The 26,455-nt window shown below is 46.7% G+C and carries 27 protein-coding genes; 11 read left to right on the top strand and 16 right to left on the bottom strand.

What is annotated here, in order from left to right; genetic code table 11:
- Positions 1-83: 83 nt before the first annotated feature.
- The 3 genes from VOA_RS10770 to tsaA form a co-directional block, all read right to left on the bottom strand.
- Positions 84-728 carry a tellurite resistance TerB family protein gene (locus tag VOA_RS10770; RefSeq protein WP_000364593.1) on the bottom strand — a complete coding sequence of 215 codons (645 nt, stop codon included), beginning with the start codon at positions 726-728 and terminating at the stop codon, positions 84-86.
- Positions 729-845: 117 nt separating this feature from the next.
- Positions 846-2,561 (bottom strand): proline--tRNA ligase, encoded by a 1,716-nt coding sequence (locus tag VOA_RS10775; protein WP_001260601.1) that lies wholly within the window; start codon positions 2,559-2,561, stop codon positions 846-848.
- Between the two features lie 102 nt (positions 2,562-2,663).
- A complete protein-coding gene (tsaA, locus tag VOA_RS10780) occupies positions 2,664-3,359 on the bottom strand; it encodes a tRNA (N6-threonylcarbamoyladenosine(37)-N6)-methyltransferase TrmO (RefSeq protein WP_000283247.1) in 696 nt (231 codons plus the stop codon).
- A gap of 134 nt (positions 3,360-3,493) precedes the next feature.
- Here tsaA and VOA_RS10785 point away from each other — a divergent pair, with 134 nt between their 5' ends.
- The 3 genes from VOA_RS10785 to VOA_RS10795 all read left to right on the top strand — a co-directional run bounded on the left by VOA_RS10785 (position 3,494) and on the right by VOA_RS10795 (position 5,683).
- A complete protein-coding gene (locus VOA_RS10785) occupies positions 3,494-3,751 on the top strand; it encodes a type B 50S ribosomal protein L31 (RefSeq protein ID WP_000643441.1) in 258 nt (85 codons plus the stop codon).
- A complete protein-coding gene (gene ykgO / locus VOA_RS10790) occupies positions 3,748-3,873 on the top strand; it encodes a type B 50S ribosomal protein L36 (RefSeq protein ID WP_000866542.1) in 126 nt (41 codons plus the stop codon). The genes VOA_RS10785 and ykgO overlap by 4 nt, the downstream gene beginning before the upstream one ends.
- Before the next feature lie 223 nt (positions 3,874-4,096).
- Positions 4,097-5,683, top strand: a complete 1,587-nt coding sequence (locus VOA_RS10795; RefSeq protein ID WP_000098867.1) for an AbgT family transporter — start codon at positions 4,097-4,099, stop codon at positions 5,681-5,683.
- Between the two features lie 65 nt (positions 5,684-5,748).
- On the opposite strand, the gene VOA_RS10800 is transcribed toward VOA_RS10795, so the two are convergent.
- Both VOA_RS10800 and VOA_RS10805 read right to left on the bottom strand, forming a co-directional pair.
- Positions 5,749-6,198 (bottom strand): YaiI/YqxD family protein, encoded by a 450-nt coding sequence (locus VOA_RS10800; RefSeq protein WP_000708230.1) that lies wholly within the window; start codon positions 6,196-6,198, stop codon positions 5,749-5,751.
- Positions 6,195-6,494, bottom strand: coding sequence for a hypothetical protein (locus VOA_RS10805; RefSeq protein WP_000956119.1), 300 nt, complete (start codon positions 6,492-6,494; stop codon positions 6,195-6,197). The genes VOA_RS10800 and VOA_RS10805 overlap by 4 nt, the downstream gene beginning before the upstream one ends.
- An 850-nt stretch (positions 6,495-7,344) precedes the next feature.
- On the opposite strand from VOA_RS10805, the gene VOA_RS0117655 reads away from it, so the two are divergent.
- The gene (locus VOA_RS0117655) at positions 7,345-7,872 is read left to right on the top strand and encodes a GNAT family N-acetyltransferase (RefSeq protein ID WP_000150763.1); all 528 of its coding nucleotides are present in this window, start codon (positions 7,345-7,347) and stop codon (positions 7,870-7,872) included.
- Here the strand turns inward: VOA_RS0117655 and VOA_RS0117650 are convergent.
- Both VOA_RS0117650 and VOA_RS10810 read right to left on the bottom strand, forming a co-directional pair.
- Positions 7,829-8,131 (bottom strand): DUF3301 domain-containing protein, encoded by a 303-nt coding sequence (locus tag VOA_RS0117650; protein ID WP_032468183.1) that lies wholly within the window; start codon positions 8,129-8,131, stop codon positions 7,829-7,831. The two genes, VOA_RS0117655 and VOA_RS0117650, sit on opposite strands and share 44 nt — an antisense overlap.
- 3 nt (positions 8,132-8,134) lie before the next feature.
- Positions 8,135-9,172 (bottom strand): DUF3549 family protein, encoded by a 1,038-nt coding sequence (locus VOA_RS10810; protein ID WP_000379671.1) that lies wholly within the window; start codon positions 9,170-9,172, stop codon positions 8,135-8,137.
- Positions 9,173-9,260: 88 nt separating this feature from the next.
- Between VOA_RS10810 and VOA_RS10815 the strand changes: the two genes are divergently transcribed.
- A complete protein-coding gene (locus VOA_RS10815) occupies positions 9,261-9,572 on the top strand; it encodes a YqcC family protein (RefSeq protein ID WP_000898498.1) in 312 nt (103 codons plus the stop codon).
- A complete protein-coding gene (gene truC, locus VOA_RS0117645; protein ID WP_000884386.1) occupies positions 9,573-10,313 on the top strand; it encodes a tRNA pseudouridine(65) synthase TruC in 741 nt (246 codons plus the stop codon).
- A 309-nt stretch (positions 10,314-10,622) separates the two neighbouring features.
- On the opposite strand, the gene dxs is transcribed toward truC, so the two are convergent.
- From dxs to VOA_RS20385, 4 genes are all read right to left on the bottom strand, one after another.
- Positions 10,623-12,503, bottom strand: a complete 1,881-nt coding sequence (gene dxs / locus VOA_RS10820) for a 1-deoxy-D-xylulose-5-phosphate synthase (protein ID WP_000171184.1) — start codon at positions 12,501-12,503, stop codon at positions 10,623-10,625.
- A gap of 20 nt (positions 12,504-12,523) precedes the next feature.
- The gene (gene ispA, locus VOA_RS10825) at positions 12,524-13,408 is read right to left on the bottom strand and encodes a (2E,6E)-farnesyl diphosphate synthase (RefSeq protein WP_000568623.1); all 885 of its coding nucleotides are present in this window, start codon (positions 13,406-13,408) and stop codon (positions 12,524-12,526) included.
- A gap of 47 nt (positions 13,409-13,455) precedes the next feature.
- Positions 13,456-13,698: an exodeoxyribonuclease VII small subunit gene (gene xseB / locus VOA_RS10830; RefSeq protein WP_000157113.1), complete on the bottom strand. Its 243-nt coding sequence runs from the start codon at positions 13,696-13,698 to the stop codon at positions 13,456-13,458.
- A gap of 247 nt (positions 13,699-13,945) precedes the next feature.
- On the bottom strand, positions 13,946-14,155 hold the full coding sequence (locus VOA_RS20385; RefSeq protein WP_309303987.1) for a hypothetical protein: 210 nt from the start codon (positions 14,153-14,155) through the stop codon (positions 13,946-13,948).
- Between VOA_RS20385 and pomA the strand changes: the two genes are divergently transcribed.
- The 5 genes from pomA to VOA_RS10855 all read left to right on the top strand — a co-directional run bounded on the left by pomA (position 14,064) and on the right by VOA_RS10855 (position 19,112).
- Positions 14,064-14,777 carry a flagellar motor protein PomA gene (gene pomA, locus VOA_RS10835; RefSeq protein WP_309303986.1) on the top strand — a complete coding sequence of 238 codons (714 nt, stop codon included), beginning with the start codon at positions 14,064-14,066 and terminating at the stop codon, positions 14,775-14,777. The two genes, VOA_RS20385 and pomA, sit on opposite strands and share 92 nt — an antisense overlap.
- 11 nt (positions 14,778-14,788) lie before the next feature.
- Positions 14,789-15,748 carry a flagellar motor protein MotB gene (locus tag VOA_RS10840; protein ID WP_000340793.1) on the top strand — a complete coding sequence of 320 codons (960 nt, stop codon included), beginning with the start codon at positions 14,789-14,791 and terminating at the stop codon, positions 15,746-15,748.
- 187 nt (positions 15,749-15,935) lie between these two features.
- The gene (thiI, locus tag VOA_RS10845; RefSeq protein WP_000668909.1) at positions 15,936-17,387 is read left to right on the top strand and encodes a tRNA uracil 4-sulfurtransferase ThiI; all 1,452 of its coding nucleotides are present in this window, start codon (positions 15,936-15,938) and stop codon (positions 17,385-17,387) included.
- Between the two features lie 395 nt (positions 17,388-17,782).
- Entirely contained in the window at positions 17,783-18,712 is a 930-nt protein-coding gene (locus VOA_RS10850; protein ID WP_032468181.1) for a transcriptional regulator GcvA, read from the top strand.
- A gap of 13 nt (positions 18,713-18,725) precedes the next feature.
- Complete coding sequence (locus tag VOA_RS10855; protein WP_001086377.1) at positions 18,726-19,112, top strand: DUF423 domain-containing protein; 387 nt, start codon at positions 18,726-18,728, stop codon at positions 19,110-19,112.
- Between the two features lie 31 nt (positions 19,113-19,143).
- Here VOA_RS10855 and xni read toward each other — a convergent pair whose 3' ends face one another.
- From xni to queF, 5 genes are all read right to left on the bottom strand, one after another.
- Entirely contained in the window at positions 19,144-19,923 is a 780-nt protein-coding gene (gene xni, locus VOA_RS10860) for a flap endonuclease Xni (protein WP_000052144.1), read from the bottom strand.
- Between the two features lie 110 nt (positions 19,924-20,033).
- Positions 20,034-21,392 (bottom strand): nucleotide 5'-monophosphate nucleosidase PpnN, encoded by a 1,359-nt coding sequence (gene ppnN, locus VOA_RS10865; RefSeq protein ID WP_000586706.1) that lies wholly within the window; start codon positions 21,390-21,392, stop codon positions 20,034-20,036.
- Between the two features lie 217 nt (positions 21,393-21,609).
- On the bottom strand, positions 21,610-23,175 hold the full coding sequence (locus tag VOA_RS10870; RefSeq protein ID WP_000538425.1) for a GGDEF domain-containing protein: 1,566 nt from the start codon (positions 23,173-23,175) through the stop codon (positions 21,610-21,612).
- Positions 23,176-23,285: 110 nt separating this feature from the next.
- Entirely contained in the window at positions 23,286-25,547 is a 2,262-nt protein-coding gene (locus VOA_RS10875; RefSeq protein ID WP_001211745.1) for a tetratricopeptide repeat protein, read from the bottom strand.
- 14 nt (positions 25,548-25,561) lie between these two features.
- Positions 25,562-26,407, bottom strand: coding sequence for an NADPH-dependent 7-cyano-7-deazaguanine reductase QueF (queF, locus tag VOA_RS10880; protein WP_000049888.1), 846 nt, complete (start codon positions 26,405-26,407; stop codon positions 25,562-25,564).
- Between the last annotated feature and the right edge of the window lie 48 nt (positions 26,408-26,455).

The following is a 26,455-nucleotide window of genomic DNA, read 5'->3' as shown; positions in this document are numbered from 1 at the left end:
AACAGCTCTCAATATACCCTGAGAGCAGAAAAATACCAAACCTACAGCTTGCGTTGGCTCAAGGAATCCGTATGACTGACTAATTACTGACCAGTAACTTGTAAGTTCAGTTGCGCGACCAATTGATCATCCAAGCCGAGCTGTTTAGCCAGTTCGTTGAGATAGGCTTTTTCCATAAAGTTCTGTTCATCCGCAATCAATAATGAAGCCAAATAAAGCTCAGAGGCTTGAGCCGGATTTTGCGCAAAGCGAGCAATTTCAGCAGGATCCAGAGGCTTACGTAGCTCTTGTTCAACCAATTGTTGTACTTGATTATCCGCGCCCAGCTCATCAATCGCTTGTTGGATTCGTGCCATCTCCTGCTCATCGACATGTCCATCCGCTTTCGCGGCGGCGATCATGGCTTTTAAAATGATCAACTCATGGCGAGGGTTGCTTTCATCAAAAGATGTCGGTGTGGTATTGCCTTTTTGATTGGCATTCCAATCGTTGTAAACCTTGTAGGCGAGTGCGCCGAGAGCGGCAGCGCCCCCGACTTTTAAAGCGCTTTTGCCCCATTTTTTGCTTTTTTTAGAGCCAAGTAACATACCAAGCAGACCGCCACCTAAAGCTCCTGCTCCTAGCGTGCTGAGTTGGTTTTTATCTTGGCCTAAGGTTTTCAACTGCTCGCTGCCTTTTTTGACAAGGTCTGAGCTCAGTGCTTGGTTGAGTAATGATTTAAGATCCATGGCTTATCTCCTCTGGTTTTGACTCAGTGTAGGGGGAGAAAAATGAATCTAGTATTAATGGCGGGCAATAAAAAAGGCTGCCAGAGGGCAGCCTTTGTAAGCGAATGTGACTGGAAATTAGGCCAGTTTGGCTTGGATAAAGTCGATGATCGACTCCATTGCCACCGCTTCTTTCTCACCTTGACGGCGATTTTTGTATTCGAAGTGGCCTTCATCCATACTGCGATCACCAATGATGATGGTGTGTGGCACGCCGATCAGTTCCATATCTGAGAACATAACACCTGGGCGCTCTTTACGATCATCAAACAACACTTCGATGCCTGCGGCAGTCAATTCTGCGTATAGCTTTTCTGCTGCTTCCTGAACGCGCTCAGATTTGTGCATGTTCATTGGCACAATCGCCACTTGGAAAGGCGCTAGTGCATCTGGCCAGATGATGCCGTAATCGTCATGGTTTTGTTCGATGGCTGCAGCCACGACACGAGATACACCGATGCCGTAACAACCCATCTCAAGGATGACGTTTTTACCGTTTGAATCGAGCACGCCACAGTTCATTTTTTCAGAGTAGTTGGTGCCCAACTGGAAGATGTGACCGACTTCAATACCGCGCTTAAGCATCAGAGTCCCTTTGCCACATGGGCTTGGATCACCTTCTACTACGTTACGCAGATCTTCGACTTTGCCGAGCTCAACGTCACGACCCCAGTTGATACCGAAGTAGTGTTTGCCGTCGATGTTCGCGCCAGCGCCGAAATCGCTCATTACTGCAACCGTACGGTCAACGATGAATGGCAGTTTTAGGCCTACAGGACCTAATGAACCAGGGCCAGCTCCGATCAACGCACGAATCTCTTCTTCGTTGGCCATTTCCAGTGGAGAGGCAACTTCTGGCAGATTTTCTGCTTTGATTTCGTTCAGTTCGTGATCACCACGGATGATCAGTGCAATGATAGATGCATCGATCGCATCAGAGGCTTTTACAAACAGCGTTTTCACGGTTTTTTCGATTGGCAGACCGTGTTGCTCAACCAATTCCGCGATGGTTTTCGCGTTTGGAGTATCCACCAACGTCATTTCCTGAGTTGGCGCAGCCGCTTCAGTCGCTGGTGCCAGTGCTTCTGCTTTTTCGATGTTCGCTGCGTAGTCCGATTCGGTTGAGAATACGATCAGATCTTCGCCGCTTTCTGCCAGAACGTGGAACTCTTGTGAACCGTTACCACCAATTGCACCGCTGTCTGCCAGCACTGGACGGTAATCCAGACCCATGCGATCGAAAGCTTTGCAGTAAGCTGCGTGCATCGCGTCATAAGATTTTTGCAGGCCGTCTTTGTCGATGTCGAAGCTGTAAGCATCCATCATTGAGAATTCACGCGCACGCATCACCCCAAAACGTGGACGACGCTCGTCACGGAATTTGGTTTGGATTTGGTACAGGTTCAGTGGCAGTTGCTTATAAGAGTTCACCTCGTTACGCACGAGCGCTGTGATCACTTCTTCTGCGGTTGGGCTTAATACAAACGGACGTTCATGGCGATCAGTAAAGCGCAGCAACTCTGGCCCCATTTTTTCAGAGCGACCAGTCTCTTCCCACAATTCAAACGGCTGTACCACCGGCATCAAGGTTTCGATTGCACCAGCATTATCGATCTCTTGGCGAACGATGGTTTCGACTTTACGCAGTACACGCAGACCGGTAGGCAGCCAAGTATAAAGACCTGAAGCCAGCTTACGGATCATACCTGCACGTAGCATGAGCTTATGGCTCACGACTTCTGCGTCGTTTGGAGTCTCCTTCAGAGTGGAAAGAAGATATTTACTGGTACGCATTCTATGGTATCCGTTTCATCAAAGTTTAAGGGATCGCTTTATTTATAGGAGTAACGTTATAAAGCGAATTTGGGCGCTAATAATATCAGCCAAATGGTTTTGTCAAAAGGGTTCAATTGCGTTGACAACGATTGCTTCAGCGTTAACGGTAAATTTCACGTTCCAATCGAACAAATTCACCGCATATAACTTGTCGTCAGCACGATTTTTTTTGTAAGCCGGACGCGGATCTTGCGCTAACACTTCGCTGATCACCGCACGACGAATTTCACCTTCTGGATGTGCTTTGAGTATTTGCTGAGCAGCATCGGCAAACGTTACGCGAATGCGTTCGGGTTCTTGCTCCGCATAACCGCCTTGTGCATCCACAATTGAATCGGAGTAGGGGATGTAAGGTTTAATATCAATAATCGGTGTGCCATTAACTAAATCAACGCTACCGAGTTCAAGATAATACTGGTCGCCTTCTTTGCTGACACCACGTAGTTCAACCGCTGACATACCAATTCCATTGGGGCGGAAAGTTGCTCGTGAGGCGAAAACACCGACTCGTTCATTCCCTCCGAGACGAGGAGGACGTACGGTGGGTTTCCAACCTGCGGCGAGGTTTTGGTCGAACAAAAATAGCAGCCACACATGGCTAAATTGCTCAATACCGCGAATGGCCTCTGCACAGTTACATTCCCCCAACAGTTTGATTCGAGCGGTGGCACTCGGCACTAATCGAGGTTGTCTTGGTACCGCAAATTTTTCTTGGTACGGACTTTCAATAATCGCAACAGGTTCAATGGGATACATGTTTTTATCTGTATTTATAGGTATTGAGAGCGCAAAAATAGCATAGCTCAGTGTAAAAATCGCTTGCAAATCATCTTGAGAATAATTATTAATTAAAATGTTATAACATAACAATTTGAGGTGTTAAGTTTAAAATGAAAGCAGGCATTCATCCTGATTATCGTAAAGTGGTGTTCCACGATACAACTGTCGATCACTACTTTGTGGTCGGTTCGACTTTGCAAACCGATCGCACTATTGAGTGGGAAGGTAAAACCTATCCCTATATCACTGTTGAAGTTTCTTCAGAGTCTCATCCGTTTTATACCGGTAAACAGCGCGTGGTACAGAAAGAAGGCCGCATCGCTAACTTTGCTCGTCGTTTTGGTCAGTTTGCTAAGGAATCCAAATGAAAGTGCTCAGCTCGCTAAAAAGCGCTAAAAATCGTCACCCAGATTGTCAAATCGTCAAACGCCGTGGCCGTTTGTATGTGATCTGCAAGTCTAACCCTCGATTTAAAGCCGTTCAGCGTTAATGGATTGCGGGAGAACCGATTCATAGCGAGATATTTTTCTAACCAGATGGTTGTTCTTTGCAATGATCATCTGGTTAATTTTTTAAAATTGGATGAATATTGTTCTCTCAGATAGATTTTGTAACATCTTTGCTTTTTAATTTACCTTTCTTGTCGAGTACTCTGCCCGCGCTTTTGACATTTTTGTCACAAATGCATAGGAATCAAGACAAGGAGGGAACAGATGAGTTCATCTGCTTCAATAAATCAAAATACACCTAAGAAACCTTTTATTACCCGTTTTCTCGATGGTGTCGAATATTTGGGGAATCTATTACCCCATCCCATCACTTTATTTGCCATTTTCTGTGTTGTACTACTGGTGGCTTCAGGCATCGCGGGATACTTTGAGCTCTCAGTGATTGACCCGCGCCCGGAAGGTGCGAAAGGCCGCGCTGCTGATGGCATGATCCAAGTTGTTAGCTTACTGAATGCGGACGGACTTGAGCTGATCGTGATCAATTTAGTGAAAAACTTTGTTGGCTTTGCACCTTTAGGTACGGTATTGGTGGCGATGCTGGGTGTCGCGATTGCAGAACACTCAGGCTTGCTCTCTGCTGCGATGCGTGGCCTGGTGATGGGGGCTTCGCAACGCATGGTGACTTTCACTGTGGTGTTTGCAGGCATCATCTCTAACACCGCATCTGAATTAGGTTATGTGGTGCTCATTCCACTTGCTGCGATGCTATTCCATTCGTTAGGTCGTCACCCATTAGCGGGCTTGGCTGCGGCGTTTGCGGGGGTTTCCGGTGGTTACTCGGCGAACTTGCTGATTGGTACGGTTGATCCGCTACTATCGGGCATTACTGAAACAGCTGCTCGTATGATTGACCCAACCTATAGTGTTGGCCCTGAAGTTAACTGGTACTTTATGGCTGCATCGACTTTCGTGATCACGATTTTAGGTGCATTGGTGACGGAGAAAGTTGTTGAGCCTAAACTCGGCCAATATGATGTCACAGAAGCCAGTGATGATCTCAGCCAAGACAAAATGGGTCTGCTGACATCGCTTGAGAAAAAAGCGTTAGCGTATGCGGGGCTGGCTGTGCTGGTGGTGAGTGCACTCTTAGCGTGGACGATTGTTCCTGCCGATGGCATTTTACGTGGTGCTGATGGCCAAGTTTCCGGTTCGCCATTTTTAAAGAGCATCGTGGCATTTATTTTCGTGTTTTTCGCTATCCCTGGTTATGTGTATGGCCGAGTGGTCGGCACCATGAAAACCGATCGCGATGTGATTGATGCGATGTCCAAATCCATGTCTTCAATGGGTGTGTACATTGTGTTGGTGTTTTTTGCAGCACAGTTTGTCGCGTTTTTTAACTGGACTAAGTTTGGTCAAGTGTTGGCAGTATTAGGTGCCGACTTCCTGAAAGACATTGGTCTAACGGGTCCCATGTTGTTCTTCGCTTTCATTTTGATGTGTGGTTACATCAACTTAATGATTGGTTCGGCGTCAGCGCAATGGGCAGTCACCGCGCCGATTTTCGTACCTATGCTGATGCTGGTGGGCTATGCCCCAGAAGTGATTCAAGCCGCCTACCGTATTGGTGATTCGGTGACCAACATCATCACCCCGATGATGAGCTACTTCGGCTTGATTCTGGCGGTGGCGACACGTTATATGAAAAACCTCGGTATCGGTACGCTGATCGCCACCATGTTGCCATATTCAGTGGTGTTTATGGTGGGTTGGAGCTTACTGTTTTACGTATGGGTATTTGTGTTGGGTCTGCCGGTTGGCCCTGGCGCAGCTACTTACTACACGCCATAGTGTTTGCTCTGCACAAGAAAAAGCCTGCGTATATCGCAGGCTTTTTTACATCAAGAGAGTGATGATTACACTGAGCGTTTCGCCAAAATACGATCCAGATGATTGGCAAACTCGCGGCGTTCAGTCTGTGAAAGCGCGGCAGGGCCGCCGGTTTGAATACCGCTGGCGCGCATGGTATCCATAAAATCGCGGATATTCAGGCGCGCTTTGATGGTCTCTTTGGTGTACAGCTCACCACGGGGATTCAGCGCCAAACCGCCTTTGCTGATCACTTCATCGGCGAGAGGGATATCTGCCGTAATCACTAAATCGCCCACTTCAGTACGTCTTACTATTTCATTATCGGCAATATCAAACCCCGAAGAGACTTGCAGAGCGCGAATGTTGTCGCGTTTGGGGAGTGGGATTAAGTGGTTCGCCACAAAGGTACACACCACACCAGTACGTTCAGCGGCGCGGATCAGCGTTTCACGGATCACTTTCGGACACGCATCGGCATCGACCCAAATTTTCATCGTTGAGTTCCTTTAGTCGTGGTTTCGAGCGCTTCAATACGTGCTGTGAGCTGCAAAATCGTTTGCTCTAACATTTCAATACGTTGCTCAAGGTTGTTGCCGGTATTGGCGGTGGCGACTTCCACCTTGGGGATACGCTGGGTGCTTTTCCAGCTTTTAATGGTGGCAATAATTGCAGGCATAGGTACAGGTGTTTTTAAGCGCGCTTTGACCAGCGCGACAGAAGGCTCTTTGCCTTGTTGGCTGAGGCTAGTGAGGATCTCTTCCAGCTCTTGTGACACGTCTTTGGTCAGCATAATGGTTCCTTATTCTGGTGTGTTGCCATCTTACTGAGAAAGTCTGATGAGCAAAAGGGGCAATGGTTTGTGAGAGATCGCTTACATCTTGTGTAAGCCAAGGCAGTGAATGGATGCGGGAATAATGGTGTAATCGATTTATCACTTTGAAATTTAAAGGTATTTTCTGATTTCGTTCTGTGCTGTTTTATTTGGATTCTCTTAGTGGCTTGTACGAAAAAGCAAAACGGGTAAATTATCTCTTGTCGAAGGAAATGACCTAGGAACTGTTATTCTCAGGATGAGAAGTGGTGAGGATGACCACAGCAGGATGCAGGAAACGCCAAGGATAGCGTTAGCCCACAGAGACGTGAGCAGCAAGGAAGACTAGGACACTCTAAGGATGTGAGAAGGAACACCATCAGGATGATGGCAGGGACACCGCTCAAGGAACAAGTGATGAAGGCTGAATAGGATATTCGGCATCAGGATGAGAGGACACCGCTAGGACGGCGATGCTCGGAGTTCGCTGAAAGGATCAGCCAGTTAAGGATGATGCAAGGAGCACGCTCAAGTAGCCGGATGCTGCGAGTAAGATTAAGCCCCGACATTCTTTGTCGGGGCTTTCCTTAATCCTCCCACTCGAACCTGCGTCAATAAGGCTTTGTTGGCCAACCATAAAATGAGTACGCCCAAAGGTTCTTCAGAAACATAATTACTATAACAATGTCATTAGGCTATATCTCACATTACTGATGTATTCGGGATGATGAGGTAACTTGATTGAGTTCAAGTGAAAATAAATAGCGCCTTTCTTATACGGAAAGGCGCTTTTTCAGTTTCGATTGATTTTGTTCTACAAGGAATGTCAGTGACTATAGCGACGCGAAGAACGCTACTTATCCCTTACACCGAGGCGTTGGAGTCTAATTTTCTCGTACTCAATTACTGCGCAAAAAACCGTTCACAGATGAACGGTCCGACCACGGTTGCCGCGGCTAAACAGCTTTTTCAACGAGTGTTGCACGACAATTCGTTGTACGCGATGGCAGTGCTCGACAACTATAACCGCGAGTACATGGGGCATGTGTTTATTGAATTTGAGAGTGAAGGACGCGCTGAACTCGGCTTCTTATTTGATAAAGCGTATTGGGGGCAAGGATTAGCCAGTGAAGCACTGAATGCTTTTTTCCCTAATGTGTGCCAACGCTTTGGCTTACAACGCGTGGTGGCTACCATCAAAGCCCAACATGAAGTGGCACGAGCCATTTTGCACAAGTTGGGCTTTGAGCACCGTGCCGATATTGAAGAATTTTTTGGTCCTTGCAGCCAGTTTGTCTGGACGGCCGATGTCCTTAACCCATCCGATGAGGTGGCAGAGCAAAACGTACTGTTCTAAATCCCTGCATTTCTAACTTGCCTTGATAACAATCATCCCCGAGTGACGAAAACTCAAAGAGATAAATGGTGTGCCAACGCCAGCTTCCTGAAGGCGTTCTCACTTTATGCTGGCCGAATGCCACGTTGAGCAGTTGCAAATCAAGCTGATCGCAGTGACGTTGAATCGCTTGTTTGGCGATTTCGGCTTGATGGCGCTGCTGCCAAAACAGAAATCCGGCAAAACAGAGTGCCAGTATCAAGAGTAAATCGCCAATCATGCTTTATCCTCGCGTCATCTGTTGGAGTTGTTGCAGTGCGTGTGCCAACTCCGGTGAGGGGCTGGCATGCAGCAAAGGCAGCATCACTCCACGCAGCGCAGGTAACATAACTACATCCGCAAAAAGTTGGTTAAATAACGCTTGATTTTGAGTTTGCGCTAAACGGATCAAGAAACGTTGTGCACGTCCTGAATTCTGCAAGCTCATCCAACTGCGTCCTGCGAGTGCAATTAACACTTCTTGGTGGCAAAGCGCGGGCGAGGCGAGAATGGCATCACAAGTGGCATCAAGTAAATCTGAAGGTGCACCAGCCAAGGCACGCACTAAGGCCGCGAGTAAAAACAGATCCGGATCGCTCGCTTTCATTTCAGCTTGAGCAAGTTCATTTAAGCGTTCCGCGAGTTTTTCCTGTAAGTTCACATGCTCTAATGCTCCCAACACGGCGTAGAGTGGCTGCGCGGGTAAATGAGTCAGTGCTTTGCGGAGCAACACACCATTTTGCTCTTGCTCTAAACGTGCACAAATATCGGTAATACCTTGTAATCCTACGGTGTGCCACTTGTCCCAGCCCAAGCCACCAGAGAAATAGTGCTGAGCATGTTCGTAATATTGGCTGCATGATAAGCCAAGCTGGGCGCGGATTTGGCTGTGTAGCGTGGCGAGCTTGTCTTCACTAGGTTTGAAAGTATAGGGATTATTGGCGAGCTTCTGTTGCTGCTCTTCGCTCAATGACTGATTAAGGCGGCTGCCCATCGCTTCAAGCAGGTATTGAATAAATTGTCCGACATCGGCTTGTTGCAATAAGCCACGTTCATCCAAAGCAAATTTCAACATCCAGATCCAAGGCTGATGCTGCTCATTCCAATAAGCGATAGCGAATTGTGCATGGCGCTGTACTGGGAAAGGGTAGGCTTGCTGACCCAATTCTACTTGAGCAAACTGGCGGCTATCGATCGGTTGCACGCGACGACCGAGATCAAAAATTTGGTACTGGCAGCCACTATTTTGCAGTAGTGCTGTGAGGGTATGAATGGTATCCATGCGGAAATTGATCCTAACTTTCTTTCTCCAATAAATGGTACTCTATGGCACTTTTTCAAGGTCAACGTAGAAATAAACCGGACGAATTATGTTGTTCAACTCCGCATTGGTGAAGTTACTCGATGAATTAGAGTCCACACTGCGTACTGCGCAATTGTGGCAAGCGACACCCCCGACACCACAAGCGCTCGCGAGCCAAGAGCCGTTTGCGGTAGATACTCTTTTACCCCATGAGTGGCTGCAGTGGATTTTTCTGCCCAAGATGAAACAAGCGATCGCTCAAAATGCGGTGCCGCGTGGTTTTGCGCTGGAGCCTTATTTTTCTGAAGTGTGGAAAACACAACCCCATCACCAAGCGGTACTCACGGTGATCCTGCAAATCGACAAGGCGTGCCAATAAATGCTCGACATTGTTTATCAAGATGAATATTTAGTGGCGGTTAATAAACCCGCAGGCATGTTGGTGCATCGCTCATGGCTCGACAAGAATGAAACTCAGTTTGTGATGCAGACCTTGCGCGATCAAATTGGTCAGCACGTTTTCCCATTGCACCGTTTGGATCGCCCGACATCCGGCGTGTTGGTCTTTGCGCTATCGAGCCAAATTGCCTCTGATGTGATGCCGATGTTTGCCAATCATCAAATGGAGAAAACCTATCACGCGATTGTGCGCGGCTGGATTGAAGAGGCGGATGTGCTCGATTATCCGCTCAAAGAAGAGCTCGACAAAATCGCCGATAAGTTTGCCAAGCAAGATAAAGGAGCGCAGTCGGCAGTGACGGCTTACCGACCATTGGCCAAAGTGGAACTGCCCATTTCGACTGGAAAGTTTGCCACGACGCGTTACTGCTTGATGGAGATGCAACCGAAGACTGGGCGTAAACATCAGCTGCGTCGTCATATGGCGCATCTGCGTCACCCGATTGTGGGTGATACCACCCATGGCGATGGAGTGCATAACCGACTGTTTCGTGAACACTTCTCAGCGCAACGCTTAATGCTCCACGCCAGTGAGTTACGCTTTGTTCACCCTTATACTCAGCAACCGTTAGTGATTCGCGCTGGACTAGATGAAGTGTGGCAAGGCTTGCTTAGTGAGTTTGGTTGGAAGTTTGCAGATAATATAATAGTGTCGAGATGAAAATGAAGAATTGGGGTAAAAAACTGCTATTGTGTTTATTTGGACTCATACTGATATCGCCGTTACTAGTTCTGTTTGGGAACTATTATGTGATATCGACGTATGATCCTGATAATCAAGAAATAACAGAAGAGGAATATCAGAGGCATTTATGCATTTCGGGTGCTATTGAATGCTCGAACGATATGCTTGAATCGGATCAAATCGCAAAATGAGCCATATGGCTTTTAATTATGGTGCAGTAAAAAAGCCTTCATTCCGAAGGCTTTTTCTCGTTCTGATTTCTAGCTAAGCGGCTGATAGAAAGTGCTATTTGGCCAGATAGTCGCGGATAGCACGCTTGATACCAGCACCATCTAACCCAAGCTCAGCATGCATCTCTTCCTGTGAGCCTTGCACAATAAACTCATCAGGCAAGCCTAAATTGAGTACAGGTTTAATGAGTTTCTCTTTCATCATAAACTCAATCACACCCGCACCCGCACCACCGGCAATCGCGTTTTCTTCCAATGTCACCAGTACATCATGAGTTTGGGCGAGTTGCTTGATGAGCGTTTCATCCAGTGGTTTCACAAAGCGCATATCGGCCACGGTCGCATTGAATTTATCTGCCGCCTCTAAAGCGTTAGGCAACAGAGTGCCGAAACTCAAAATCGCGACTTTTTCACCAGTGTTGGCGGTGCTTTCACGCATTAAGCGGCCTTTGCCAATTTCCAATGCCGTAAAGTCACTTTCTAGGGCAACGCCCATGCCATTGCCGCGAGGATAACGCACCGCGCTCGGGCCTTGATGTTGGTGGCCTGTGTAGAGCATTTGGCGGCACTCATTTTCATCCGCTGGAGCCATGATCAGCATGTTGGGAATGCAGCGCATAAAGCTTAAATCAAACGCACCTTGGTGTGTTTGACCATCAGCGCCGACAATACCCGCGCGGTCGATAGCAAACATCACCGGTAGGTTCATGATGGCCACATCGTGGATCAGTTGATCGTAACCACGTTGCAAGAAGGTGGAGTAAATCGCCACAATTGGGTGATAACCCGCAATCGCCATGCCTGTTGCCAGTGTTACTGCGTGTTGCTCAGCAATGGCCACATCAAAGTATTGGCTTGGGAACTCTTTGGAGAAGCGTACCATGCCTGAGCCTTCCCGCATGGCTGGTGTTATCGCCATCAATTTAGGATCTTGCGCGGCCATATCACACAGAAAATCACCAAAGATTTTCGAGAAAGTCGGCTGTGTACTGTTACTTTTTGGCAAGCTGTGGTGGCTAGGGTCAAATTTGGGTACGCCATGGTAACCAATCGGATCTTTCTCAGCAGGCGCATAGCCTTTGCCTTTTTTGGTCATCACGTGGAGGAACTGTGGCCCTTTTAGCTCACGCATGTTTTTCAGGGTTTTGATCAGATCCAGAACGTCATGGCCATCAACAGGACCAATGTAGTTAAAGCCGAGCTCCTCAAACAGCGTGCCGGGTACCACCATGCCTTTGAGGTGTTCTTCGGTGCGACGAACCAATTCTTTGATTGGTGGAATGCCAGAGAGCACTTTTTTGCCACCTTCACGAATCGAGGTGTACAGGCTACCCGAGAGCACTTGCGCTAAGTGATTATTGAGGGCGCCCACGTTCTCGGAGATTGACATTTCGTTATCATTGAGGATTAGCAACATATCAGGGTGCACATCCCCCGCGTGGTTCATGGCTTCAAACGCCATACCAGCGGTGATCGCACCATCGCCAATCACACTCACTACTTTACGGTCTTTGCCTTCTTTGCCCGCACAGATCGCCATACCGAGTGCGGCACTGATCGAAGTCGAAGAATGGCCAACCGATAGCGTGTCGAACTCGCTCTCTTCGCGCCAAGGGAAGGGGTGTAGTCCACCTTTTTGACGAATGGTTGGCATTTGATCGCGGCGACCGGTGAGAATTTTGTGCGGGTACGCTTGATGACCCACATCCCAAATCAAATGGTCGAAAGGAGTGCGGTAGACGTAATGCAGCGCAACGGTCAGCTCAACAGTGCCTAAGCCAGAGGCTAAGTGGCCACTGGATTGACTTACTGAGTTGAGCAAATAGGTTCGTAGCTCGTCACACAGTTTTGGCAGCACTTCCTTTGGAAGGCTGCGCAACTCCTCTGGGGTATTTGCCAGAGCGAGTGTTGGGTATTTTGAGATATCAAGAGTCATAAGTATGCGCGCTTAATTGTTTAGTTCTTGCGCTCGACGACATATCGGGCGAACTCTTCCAGATGTTCCGTATTGTAGGGAATTGCTTCTAATGCCAGAAGCGCTTCTTGTAACAGAGTATGTGCTTTTTCCTGTGCTCCTTTTAAGCCTAAAAGAGCAGGGTAGGTACTTTTATTCAATTGCTGGTCAGAACCTTGCGGTTTCCCCAAGGTTTCAGTGTCACTGATGATATCCAGAATGTCATCTTGGACTTGAAATGCGAGGCCTACTGCATCTGCGTAACGATCTAAATGCGGTAGCATCGCGCGGCCTTTTTCGCCGGCAGCCAATGCCCCTAAACGGATCGCGCAGCGCATCAACGCGCCGGTTTTATTGCGATGAATGGTTTCCAATTCTTCCAGTGAAACTAAACGATTTTCGGCTGCCAAATCCAACGCCTGACCTAGGCACATGCCTTGCGCGCCAGAAGCTTCTGCGAGGGCTTGGATCATGGCGACGCGCTGTGTTTCGCCTGCAGCAGAAAGAGCGCCTTCGGCCAAAATGGTAAACGCCAGTGTTTGCAGGGCATCGCCGGTTAAAATGGCGGTGGCCTCATCAAACTCGATGTGACAAGTCGGTTTACCGCGGCGCAGTTCATCATCATCCATTGCCGGCAAATCATCATGGATCAGTGAATAAGCGTGAATGCACTCAACCGCAGAGGCCGGAGTGTCTAACTCATTCAGCTCACAGCCGAGCATTTGACCAGTAATGTACACCAAGTATGGGCGTGCACGTTTGCCACCAAGGAGTAGCCCGTAACGCATTGCCTCGATAAGAGGTAAGGTTTGAAAAGGAATACGGTTCAGCCACTGATCCAGTTGCTGACTATTTCGCTGTTGGTATGAGGATAACGCCTCAATCATAGGGGGCTCGTCTTTATTGGTTGTTCAGGCTGTAGTTCGGAAATGGCTTATTCAGGTAAATCGTTGAAGTCACTCAGTGGTGCATCATCACTGTTACTGAGTAAAATGCGCACACGTTGTTCTGCGTCATCCAGCTTGAGCTGGCCCGCTCTTGCGAGGCTGATGCCTCGTTCAAATTTTCTTAGTGCTTCATCGAGTGCCAGATCGCCACTTTCCAGTTGTTCAACCAACTGCTCTAGTTCTTCGATGGTTGACTCGAAGGACATGTTTTCCGGTTTCTTACTCGCCATAATCTGTATGCCTTACTTAAGATGCACGAAAGTTACCTCAGGGGGCTGAGCTGGTCAAATTTAACCAAGCGATTTTGTCAGAAATAGAACGCTTTTTTACCGTGTTAGATAACGAAATGGAAAAAAGCCCACAAAGTCACAATCCCAAGGGTAAAAACTCTGTGTGCCACAGGTGCATCTTCGGCCTGTTTGCGTATACACTTGAGTAAGGTTTTTGTTCTCTATTCTGACAATTTCATTAAAGAATTTATTCTGTTGCCGATAATGAGGGTAAGCTTTTCATTATCGCGAATGTGTAGCCGGAGGAGTGCTTCGTGGATTTAGCAACACTGATTGGCCTTATTGGTGGTATGGCTTTCGTTATCATGGCGATGGTGCTAGGCGGCAGCCTCATGATGTTCGTTGATACGGTCTCGGTTCTGATCGTAGTTGGCGGCGCTGTTTTCGTTGTGATGATGAAATTTACTATGGGGCAGTTTTTTGGTGCGGGGAAAATCGCCGCTAAAGCCTTTATGTTTAAAGCGGATGAGCCCGAAGATTTGATTGCCAAGATCGTGGAAATGGCGGATGCGGCGCGTAAAGGTGGTTTTCTCGCTCTGGAAGAGATGGAAATCCCCAATCCTTTTATGCAAAAGGGGATTGACCTGCTGGTGGATGGACATGATGCCGATGTCGTGCGCGCCACTTTGCAAAAAGATATTGCTTTGACTGACGAACGCCATAGTAAAGGTACGCAAGTCTTCCGCGCTTTTGGTGACGTGGCACCTGCGATGGGAATGATCGGTACGCTGGTTGGTCTGGTAGCCATGCTATCCAACATGGATGACCCGAAATCGATCGGTCCTGCGATGGCGGTGGCACTGTTAACCACACTGTACGGTGCGGTACTTTCCAACATGATCTTCTTCCCGATTGCTGACAAACTGGCTTTACGCCGCGATCAGGAAACCCTCAATCGCCGTCTGATTATGGATGGTGTGTTGGCGATTCAAGATGGTCAAAACCCAAGGGTTATCGATAGCTATTTGAAGAACTATCTTAACGCTGGTAAGCGTGCTCTTGATGTTGATAAAGAGTAGCGGAGCTTCCTATGGATGACGAAGAGAAGTGTACTTGTCCCCCTCCTGGGCTACCGATGTGGCTCGGGACGTTTGCAGATTTGATGTCGCTATTGATGTGTTTCTTCGTACTCTTACTCTCGTTTTCCGAGATGGATGTACTGAAGTTTAAGCAAATTGCGGGCTCGATGAAGTTTGCGTTTGGTGTGCAAAACCGCTTGGAAGTCAAAGACATTCCTAAAGGCACCAGCATTATTGCCCAGGAGTTTCGCCCCGGACGCCCTGAGCCAACGCCGATTGATGTGATTATGCAGCAAACGATCGATATTACCCAGCAAACTCTTGAGTTTCAGGAAGGGGATTCAGATCGTGCTGGTGGTAATCAGCGTGATTCTGGGAAGCTCACAGGGGGACAGTCGGCAGAAAGTTCAACCCAAGAGAACCAGAATACGCAATCGGATATGCAACAGCAGCAAGCCAAAGCCATGTCTGAGCAGATGGAAACGGTTGCTGAAAGCATCAAAAAAGCCTTATCTCGAGAGATTGAACAAGGCGCAATTGAAGTGGAAAACTTGGGGCAGCAGATTGATATCCGGATCCGAGAGAAGGGAGCTTTCCCTGAAGGTTCTGCATTCCTGCAACCGAAATTTCGCCCGCTGGTGCGTCAAATTGCTGATCTTGTGAAAGATATTCCCGGCAAAGTGCGCGTGACCGGACATACGGATAACCAAAAACTGGATTCTGAGCTCTATCGTTCAAACTGGGATCTGTCCGCGCAGCGCGCAGTCTCGGTGGCGCAAGAAATGGAAAAGGTCAAAGGGTTTGATCATCAACGTTTACAGGTACGAGGCATGGCGGATACTCAACCGCTTGGTCCTAACGATACCGAAGCACAACGTGCGCTGAATCGCCGTGTTGAAATCAGCATTTTGCAAGGAGATCCATTGTACAGCGATGAAGTACCTTCGCTTGGTGCACCTACAAACCAATAGCGAGCTTCTCGGCTGAGAGGTGATTCACAAAGGCAAGCCGAATGGCTTGCCTTTTTTACAGGCTTTTCTCTCTCCTGTTGAATCGTGTATAATGCCGCCCCTTTAGCGTGAATGCCCCAACGGCTTGATATTTCAGTGCTGGTTGAAGCCAAACGCCACATCATTCATCTAGATTGCGAATAAGCTTATGAAATTTATCGTCAAACCCCATCCGGAAATTTTTGTGAAAAGTGAATCGGTACGTAAGCGTTTCACAAAGATCCTTGAAAGCAATATTCGAATTATTGTGAAAGCCCGCACACAAGGGGTGGCGGTATTCAATCGTCGCGATCATATTGAAGTGACGGCCAACAGCGATACGTATTACGCGGAAGTGCTGGAAATTCTGACCACCACACCGGGTATTCAGCAAATTTTGGAAGTGCAGCAGTCAACCTTTACCGATCTGCACAACATCTATGAGCAAGTGCTGGAGCTGAATCGCGCCAATATCGAAAACAAAACGTTCGTGGTGCGCGCAAAACGTCGCGGTAAGCATGATTTTACCTCGATTGAACTTGAGCGCTATGTTGGTGGTGGTCTTAATCAAGCTGTAGCCAGTGCTAAGGTGAAATTGACTGATCCTGATGTGACCGTGCAAGTGGAGGTAGTGGATGAACTGCTGAACCAAGTGATTGCACGCCATAAAGGTTTGGGTGGTTTCCCTCTGGGTACTCAAGAAGATGTATTGAGCCTGATTTCTGGTGGCTTCGACTCAGGCGTGTCGAGCTATCTGCACATCAAACGTGGTTCCAAAGTGCATTACTGTTTCTTCAATCTTGGTGGCCCAGCTCACGAGATTGGCGTTAAGCAAACTGCTTATTACTTGTGGCAAAAATACGGATCATCCGCCAAAGTCCGTTTCATCGCGATCGATTTCGAGCCTGTTGTGGCTGAGATCTTAGAGAAAATCGATGACGGCCAAATGGGCGTTGTGCTGAAACGTATGTTTATGCGCGCAGCAGGTATGGTGGCAGAGAAGTTTGGTATTCAGGCGTTAGTGACGGGGGAAGCACTCGGCCAAGTGTCTAGTCAAACCCTGACTAACCTGCGCCATATCGACAATGTCACTGACACTCTGATTCTGCGTCCGCTGATCAACTGGGATAAAGATGACATCATTCGTTTGGCGCGTGAAATTGGCACAGAAGATTTCGCGAAGACCATGCCTGAATTCTGCGGTGTGATTTCAAAAAGTCCAACGGTGAAAGCCGTTAAAGAGAAGTTGGAAGAAGAAGAAGCCAAATTCGATTTCTCTTTGCTTGAACAAGTGGTGTACAACGCACGCAAAATCGACATTCGCGAGATTGGTAAAGAGTCACTCGAAAAAGCGCCTGAAGTAGAGCAGGTAAACAGTGCAGAAGAGAGTAACGCAGTCGTGCTGGATATTCGTAGTCCAGACGAAGAGGATGAGAGTCCACTTGAGATCGCAGGCGTTGAAGTGAAACACCTGCCGTTCTACAAGCTCGCGACCCAGTTTGGTGATTTGGATCAGTCGAAAACTTACTTGCTGTACTGCTCACGTGGTGTAATGAGCCGCTTACAAGCGCTCTACCTGCAAGAACAAGGCTTTAGCAACGTGAAAGTCTATCGCCCATAAACGCGATCATGAATGGAAACGCAGAGTTTGTTATGCAGACTCTGCGTTTTTTTTCGCTTAACATTCTCCGGTTACTTGGTCGTGACAGAAAATGCAGATAAAAAAACACCGCCAACAGGCGGTGCTAAAAATTTGACAGACAGGTCAAAAATAAATACAGGAAGTATTTGTTTTGTGGCAGGGATAACTGCACAAAACAGATGGTAGAAACTACCTAACTCGAATTTCGAGTTTGCAAACACAACATCGCAACAACTAAGCCTATTGATTTACAAGGAAATCAAGCCGTTCAGGCCGCTGCTGCGCGGTGAAATATAGATTTTCTCTGGTCGGTTAGCAACGGACAAATTATAATGTTTCAGATTAAAAAAACTAATCTTTAACCGAGTATCTCTATGTCCAGAAGATTGCCCCCCCTTAATTCGTTAAAAGTGTTTGAAGCGGCCGCTCGCCATTTGAGTTTTACCCGAGCCGCTGAAGAATTATTTGTGACACAGGCCGCAGTTAGCCATCAAATCAAAGCCTTAGAAGAGTTTTTAGGATTGAAATTATTTCGGCGTCGTAATCGATCTTTGCTGCTGACGGAAGAAGGACAAAGTTACTTCCTCGACATAAAAGATATTTTTAGTTCATTAGCTGAGGCAACGGATAAATTACTTGAGCGCAGTGAAAAAGGGGCGCTGACCATTAGCCTACCGCCAAGTTTTGCCATTCAATGGCTGGTACCACGTTTGGCGGATTTCAACCAACAAGAGCCAGATATTGATGTGCGTATCAAAGCCGTGGATATGGATGAAGGTTCACTGACGGATGATGTGGATGTGGCGATCTATTATGGTCGCGGTAATTGGCCGGGGTTACGTGCCGATAAGTTGTATCAGGAGTTTTTAATCCCACTCTGCTCACCAACCTTGCTACTCGGAAATAAGCCGATGGAATCTCTGCGAGATCTGTCTTTTCACACTTTGCTGCACGATACCTCTCGTAAAGATTGGAAACAATTTGCTAAAGAGAACGGTCTGGATAATGTGAATGTTAACCACGGGCCGATTTTCAGCCACTCAACCATGGTGTTGCAAGCGGCCGCACACGGACAAGGCGTTGCACTAGGTAATAACGTTTTAGCACAACCAGAAATTGATGCAGGGCGATTAATTGCTCCGTTTGATGAAGTGTTAATGACCAATAACGCCTTCTACGTGGTGTGCCATGAAAAGCAGGCAGACATGGGGCGGATTGCTACTTTCCGTGATTGGATGCTGAAAAAGGCGCGCAGTGAGCAAGTGGATATCTTGCAGCACGGGCATGATCATTCAGTTAGCTAATATGAGGTAGAGGATGAACAGTAAGTATTTACTCACTATCGGTGGTGTTTTGTCGGGTATTGCGGTGGGGCTAGGTGCATTTGCCGCACATGGCCTAAAAAAGACGCTGACACCTTATCTGCTCGGTGTGTTTGAAACTGGCGTGCAGTACCAATTTATTCATGCCTTGGCGCTGCTGTTATGTGGTGTGATATTACTACTACCAATTCAACCTGCTGCACAAAAAGGCTTTCGCCGTGCAGCACTATTTTTCCTCGTCGGTATTATCTGTTTTAGTGGCAGCTTGTATTCCTTAGCACTCACTGGAGTGAAGTGGTTCGGCCCCATCACGCCTTTTGGTGGGCTGATGTTTATGCTGGGTTGGGGCTGGTTTAGTTACGCGGCGTTGAAAAGTCAGTAGTCTTTTCGGTTATACCCAATAAAGCGCTGATTTAGTCAGCCGATGGCGAATTAAAACGGATATCTTGCAAGTTAAAGCCCAGCTCGATGTCCGTTTTTAAGGCGCAGACTTGTTTACAGATGCGCGCCATTTCAATCTGTGGCTCGAGTTTTTTCCGGTATTTTTCGGGTAGCTCAGGGCTTGCGTACGCTTCTTCGATATTGGCGAATTGGATCAAAATCTCTTTCGCTGCTTTTGGGCCAATGCCCGTAACTCCGGGAATCTGGCTTGAACTTACGCCCGTTAATCCCCAATAGTCGGTTAATTGTGCTGGTGTCACTCCAAACTCTTGCGCGATAAATGGTTCATCTAACCAGCGATGCTGAAAATAGTCGCGGATTTGTAGGGTCGGGGAGAGCAACTGACAGTAACCCTTATCCGTCGAGATAATTGTGACTTTCTCTTGATGAGCGGCCACTTTACAAGCCAGAGTGGCGACCAAATCATCCGCTTCATCACCTTCTGACAGCAGTGAATCAATCCCCAATTGCCACCAAGCATCTTGAATGGTTTCTAGCCCTTGTTGCAAAACCTCTGGCATGGGTTTGCGATTGGCTTTGTATGTGGGGAGTAACTCAGCTCGCCAACCACGATCAGATAGGTGGTGATCAAAAACCGCAATCATATGACTGGGTTGCGCTTCATTAATGATGCGTTGCAGAGTGCGTGTAGTAGTTTCTGCCGTTCTGGCAATGTCGTTAGGATCAGGCTGCACCGAATGAACACGGCGGATCAAATTAAGCGCATCAATAATGACAAGATGAAGAGACATAACCAAAAACCATAAAAAATAAGGGCTTGTGAGGCCCTTATTGTAATTAAATCCGACAAGATTACTACCCAAGCCAGTCTATCAGGCTTGAGTAGAACCTTGCTTGAGTTTTAAGTGACGATCTTATAGCAAGGCACGTATGCGCTACCGCCGGGAAGTTTCATCCGATTTTGTGCCACGAAGTCATTGAGCAGTTGATCCATTTTTTTCATTAGGATCGGATCTCCGTGCATTTCAAAAGGTCCGTGACGTTCAATTTCACGTATCCCTTCCGCTTTAACGTTGCCCGCGACAACACCTGAGAAGGCTCGGCGCAGATTTGCGGCTAACACTTCTGGGCGTTGGTTCAAGTGCAAATCTAAGTTCGCCATGCTCTCATGGTTTGGTTCAAAAGGCAGCTGAAATTCAGGTTCAATTTTCAGTGACCAGTTAAAGCTGTAAGCATCTTCTTTATCTTTACGATGCTGGCGAACCAGTGGCATCGCATTACTCATAATGCGCGCCGCTTCTGCCGGATTATCAATGACGATGCTGTAGTGTTTGCGAGCGGCTTCACCCAAAGTATCGGTAATGAATTTATCCAAAGAGCGGAAGTAAGCTTCACTCTGTTTTGGGCCTGTGAGCACGATTGGCATCGGCTGATCGGCGTTTTCAGGGTGCATCATGATGCCTAGAATATACAGCAGCTCTTCTGCGGTACCTGGGCCACCTGGGAAAATAATGATGCCATGTGCCATACGTACGAACGCTTCCAAACGTTTTTCGATATCAGGCATGATCACCAGTTCATTAACGATCGGGTTGGGTGGCTCAGCCGCGATGATGGAGGGTTCGGTTAGACCTAAATAGCGGTATTCACTGTAACGCTGCTTAGCGTGGCCTACCGCTGCGCCTTTCATCGGGCCTTCCATTGCACCGGGTCCGCAACCAGTACAGATATTTAGCTCACGTAAGCCAAGCTCATGGCCGACTTCACGAGTGTATTGGTATTCAACTTCATTGATGGAGTGTCCACCCCAGCAGACCACCAAATTCGGTGTCGCCCCTGGGATCAGGGTTCCCGCATTACGCAGGATACCAAACACTAAGTTGGTGATGTGGGTAGCATTCGTCAGATTTAGACGCTGGCTATCGGCCAAATGCATATTGACGTAGACAATATCGCGCAGCACTGAGAAGAGGTGCTCTTGAATTCCTTTGATGATCTGTCCATCGACAAAGGCATGTTCTGGCGGATTGGCCAATTCGAGTTTGATACCTCGTTCACGACGCATCACTGTAATATCAAAATTTCTATATTTATCGAGCAGTTCTTTCGAGTTATCGGTGTGGCTGCCAGAGTTCAACACCGCTAGGCTGCAATTACGGTAGAGTTGGTAAAGATCACTTGATGCGGTCTTTTTCAGGCGTTCTACTTCCAGTTGAGAAAGTAGATCCATACTGCCTGCTGGGCTAACTTGAATAATCATAGTGTCCTCCTTCAACCTGAGGTTGAGGTCATGCTAGAGCATGATGTTGAGCATTTGTTATAAAACAAGAGTAGCAGAAATACCCAGAGAAGGGGGATAACCTCTTGATATATCTGATTTCAATCTAGAGGCATCGACTAAGGGAAGAAAATAGTTCAAGAGGGTAAATGTGAAATTGAGCACAATTTATTCGCTATTGTGCTCAAATAACAGGCAGTTATTTCCAAGCTAGCTGGCTAGGTCCAATGCTTTTTGCTTCGTTTAAGGTCAAATTCAGGCGGTCTAATACGGTCTCTGGAGTATCAGAATCGGCAAAGCGAATACTGGCTGCGGAAAGAGTTATGGTCAGACTTTTATCGCGGAATTTAAACGGCAGTTTAGATACGTTACGCTGAATTTGATGAATGATCTGATAGCTTTCATTATCGGAACGTTCAGGAAGTAACAGAATAAATTCTTCACCGGAAAAACGTGCGACCGTATCGGTATCCAGCAACTCTTTTTTGATGGTGCGAGCAATAATGCCTAAAGCTTTATCTCCTGCTGCATAGCCGAAGCTATCATTGATCGATTTGAATCTATCAATATCAAATAGCACAACCCGCAAGTTGTGCTGAGTGCGTATCCAACGACGATACTCGTGTTCAAGTCGCTCGTTAAAACTGCTACGGTTGTACACTTTAGTCAGTGGATCAAGTTGAGCTCGTAAAGCCAGATCTTCAAGGCGACGGCGGTAATCTTGTGCCAAATCGGATAAGGCTTCCATCTGATTTTTGCTGTAGTGCATACGTTCGAGAAGCGCTTGTTCTCGTTGCTCTGCCAAGGTCAAACGTTCTGAAAGAGAAGACATTTCTTTCAGTATTGGAGCCATCTTCTGTTTGAGTTGCTCCAGTTCAGTTTGCTCTTTCAATGTCGATTGGCTTCGTGAAACCAAACTACTGAGTTCACTGTTCATTTCTTGCCGATGTGCCACATAGCTCTGGCTTTGCTCAAGGTTTTGAGCTGCACTTTTTAAATTGTTGCCAATCGAAAGGTTAACTTGTTCTAAAAAAGCTTCCGCCGCTTTGCGTTCGGCATGGCTGCCATCAACCACTAAACGTAGCACTTCGAGCGTCAGCTCAAGCAGAGTATGAGTATTGACACCCAACAGCAATTTGGTGCGAATATCACTCAATTGATCTCCCGATTCGCCATTAAAGTCGAGCTCGGTAATTAAATGCTGTAATTCGATGGAAAGTCGGTTCAGCAGTTCACGATCGGCTTGCTGGGAAAGTTCATTGAGTGCGAGATTGGGGTTGGCACACTGGATTTTGACCGCACGTTCATAGATCTCCAATAAGCGCAGAGCCTGTTGGTTTTTTTCCAGTGGTTGCGCCGCAGTAAAGCTCAAAAGATCACGGAGATCACGCTTAACTTTGGCGGGTAATCCCGGAACGCGCAGTAGTATTTCACCACTGCGTTTTAGCTGGTTTTCCAGATGACTATTTTGTTTGTCCATGGCCAATGACTGTTGTTTCAACATGCGTTCCAGCACAGCCAGTTGAGGGATCAGCGTGCTGATGTCTTTTTGTTGTTCTAATGCGAAGCAGAGCTCTTCTAAACTTTGGTTTAGTCTTTGGCTGCTACCGTGACAGGTCGTAGCCAGTGAAGTGACCATTCGTTTAAGCACTTGCTGCTCTCGGTTAAATTTGAACGAAGTATCTCTTTGTGTCAAACGTACTTGTTCTAACTGAGATTTCAGTCTGTGGAGTTCTGCTTGGATATCTTGTTCTAGGACGCCCATGTACAACAAACTAGATAGTAGGGGATCAATCCTGATCCTATTTATTGATTTGTCGATAATAGCAAATATTTTGCTGACGTCACTCGGTGTTTATGTCGACTGGGCAGCATTTATCCATCTTTTAAGAGTTTTTTGATGTTGTCCTCATTCTTATAAGAAGAATGAACTTTGATCAGGCCTTGATTAATCGCTTGTTTACATGAAAGCCTAATATTCTCCGAAGCAAAACTGGCGGCTGGAGCATTATCAATCGCTTTTAAATAAATCCAATGGCTCTGACTTTCACTCTGGCTTAATTCTCTAGCGATGTGTGTTGCCATTAACAAAATATCAAGCAGTTCTTTGTCATTGATCGCGGTGTAGGCACGTGGCAAGAACGGATAATCTGCCATTCCCACTCGAACTATTCTATTTATTTTTCGTTCCGGCTCAAATTCATTTATCCATGATTGAATCTGGTTGAATAGTGTTTCAGGTTCGCTACGTTGTTCACCATTTTTTTCTATATAAAGTAGGCTAGCATCCGAGAAATGATACAACCGATTGGGTTCTTTTATTCTTCCTTTTAGGAATTTTCCCAGAGCCCGCTCTAATTCTAAACCTGCAGTGTATCCATTTTGCAGATACATGTTGCGCATAAAAGGAATATCAATTAAAGCAAAGCGTAAGCGATCATTAAGTGGTTGTTGAATCAATTCACCTAATTGCCATTGCTCATAATTTTTGTTGCTGTTTTCTAACGAACTTGGCAGTTTAGCATTTAGCATTCTCAAGTTATTGAGACGCGATCTAGGGTGAGTAAATAAGGTGTCGTGTAATTCTTGAACCTCATCTCGAAAGGCTTGAACCAGATACCCACGTCTCAACACGATGATAAAAAAGACAACGCTGATCGCCAGTAGGAAAATAGCGATTTTTCGAAGCTGACTAAGTTGATTTTCGGTTTGTTGCAACTGCTTTTCTTGTCCAACTAAATGCAAGGTTTGTTCAATAAATTCCCTTTGTTGGCGAAAGGCATCTTCACTGATTTGGTTCAATTTATTTTGTCGCTTTTGCGCGAGAATTTGGCTCTTTTTAAAACTATCTAGCGCTTTTGTTGCAGATCCTGTTCTTTCATATCCTAAGGAAAGTAAACGATAGGCTTGTTCTTGAAGATAATCATCTTGAATAGATTCACCGATTTGTAGCGCTTTTTCTGCGTAACGGACAATATCGTGATCGATATTTTGATAATAAGCCAATCCAGAATGCAAAAGTGCTGCGTGCCCATTTAAACGCGGAATAGGGCTAACATTCAGCATTTCTTCTGCGTTGGTCAAATATTGTTCAGCGATTGGATAGTTGTAGAGCTGTAAATAGGTTGCCGCAAGATTGATACGAATTTCAATATCATCACTGAGAGAGGCATGGTTATTTTTATGGTCAATGACATTGAAATAATGTACCAAGGCTAAGTTATATTTTCCTTGTTGGTAGTAGATATCACCCATTTGTTTGAGGACTATAGGTAAATAGGGTGATTGTTCATAACGGCCGTAAAAGTCTGCGGCTTGTGAAAAATGATCTAATGCCTTATCCAAGACTTGTCGGTTGAAAAATAACTGCCCTAAGAGAGTATTCGCTTTGGCTAACAATGCTCCTGAGTTACTTTCAATTGCGCTCCAGTAAGCAATCAGCAATTCTGAAAGTGCGAGGTTATAACGTTCATGGCTGAGATGATGTTCACCTAAGGTTAAGTGGTATTCGATGGCCGGTTTTTCAGTTTGCAAGCTCTCAATATAAGGTTTGGCTTGAGCAAACAGCTTATCGGCTAACTCAAGATCATTGGCTTTTGAAGCAATTTCAGCACGCAGTAGCGTCATTTTATAATCGATGCCTTTCGCAATTTGATCCGCATTTTCAATCACTTGGTATTGCTCATCGATCTGGCGTAATTGCTCGCGGGCAGTCACTGCATCGCCGTTGTTTTGCCAAGCGAGGCGAGTGCTGAGGATTTGCACATCGAGCAACAAATAAGGCAGTTGGTACTGCTGTGTGAGCGCCTTGGCATCACGCAGTGCCAACTGAGCTTTGTCATATTCCCCGAGTTTGTCGAGCGCTTGAGCCAAAATCATAAGCGCATCAACGCTACTACCGGGAGTGCGTGTGCGGCTATCCGCTTCATCTCGCGAAACCGTTGCGGGATGCTTATCTAATTTGTCGGCTAAATGGCGTTCACTTAGGTACTGTTGCGCCATTTTTTTTGCTTGCAAAGGGGAGATCTCTATCAAACCATTGGCTTCATTGAGCATGGGAGAAGAATAAATAGTGGCCTGTGCCCAAGTTGAAATCAGCAGTAAGCCCGCAATGGTTATCCAGCGCAGAAATCTCATCCTAAGTTGCATCCTTATTGTCGCGCCATACGTTGATTATGCTCTGGTGCTGAATGGCAGTTGGAGCGGAATGGGTTAATGTCTAAGCCACCGCGTCGAGTATAACGTGCATATACGGTTAAGGTTTTTGGCTGACAGTAACGCATAATGTCAGTAAAAATACGTTCCACACATTGCTCATGAAATTCGTTATGTTCGCGGAAAGAAACAATATAACGCAGTAACGCTTCACGGCTAATTTTGGCACCGTGGTAAGCAATTTCCACGCTGCCCCAATCTGGCTGATTGGTGATTAGGCAGTTGGATTTAAGCAAATGGCTGTGCAGCACTTCGCTGATCTCTTTACCCTGTGCTGCGCCTTGCAGCAAGGCATCATCAAACTCGTAGCCCTTAATCTCAATATCTTGCTCATCAATACACTCACCTTGCATGGTCACAATCGGCTCAGCTGTGTATTCGCTCAGTGATTTCACTTTTACGGTTACCGTTTCGCCTGCACAGGTGGAAAGATCTTGCACAAGGCGTGCTTGTACATCATCCCAAGAGGCAAAGCGAGTTTGGTTGTAACTATTAAGGTAAAGCTTGAAGGATTTGGATTCGATCAAATTTGCGCTGGTGGCGGGAATGGAGACTTCACCGATCGCCACTTGTGGCAGCCCTTTCTCATTGAGCCAAGAAAGCTCATACAGAGTCCAGATATCACAGCCTTGAAAAGGCAGAGTATCTCCGAGGTGTAGATCATCACGGTTCAGGCTGCGAGGTACAGGTTGCAACAGAGTTGGGTTGTACTGGTTGGCATAATCGGTTTTTTTACCCAGTGTTAGGCCAGCCAGCTCTTTGGCGTCGGAATATTTGCTCATACTTTCAAGTCGATTCGATTAGAATGTGCAGAATTTTACGCAATCCCA

It is taken from the genome of Vibrio sp. RC586, from assembly GCF_000176715.1.
Taxonomy (GTDB): domain Bacteria; phylum Pseudomonadota; class Gammaproteobacteria; order Enterobacterales; family Vibrionaceae; genus Vibrio.
The sequence above is the reverse complement of the archived record's forward strand: the minus strand, read 5'-3'. Positions and strand labels throughout refer to the sequence as shown.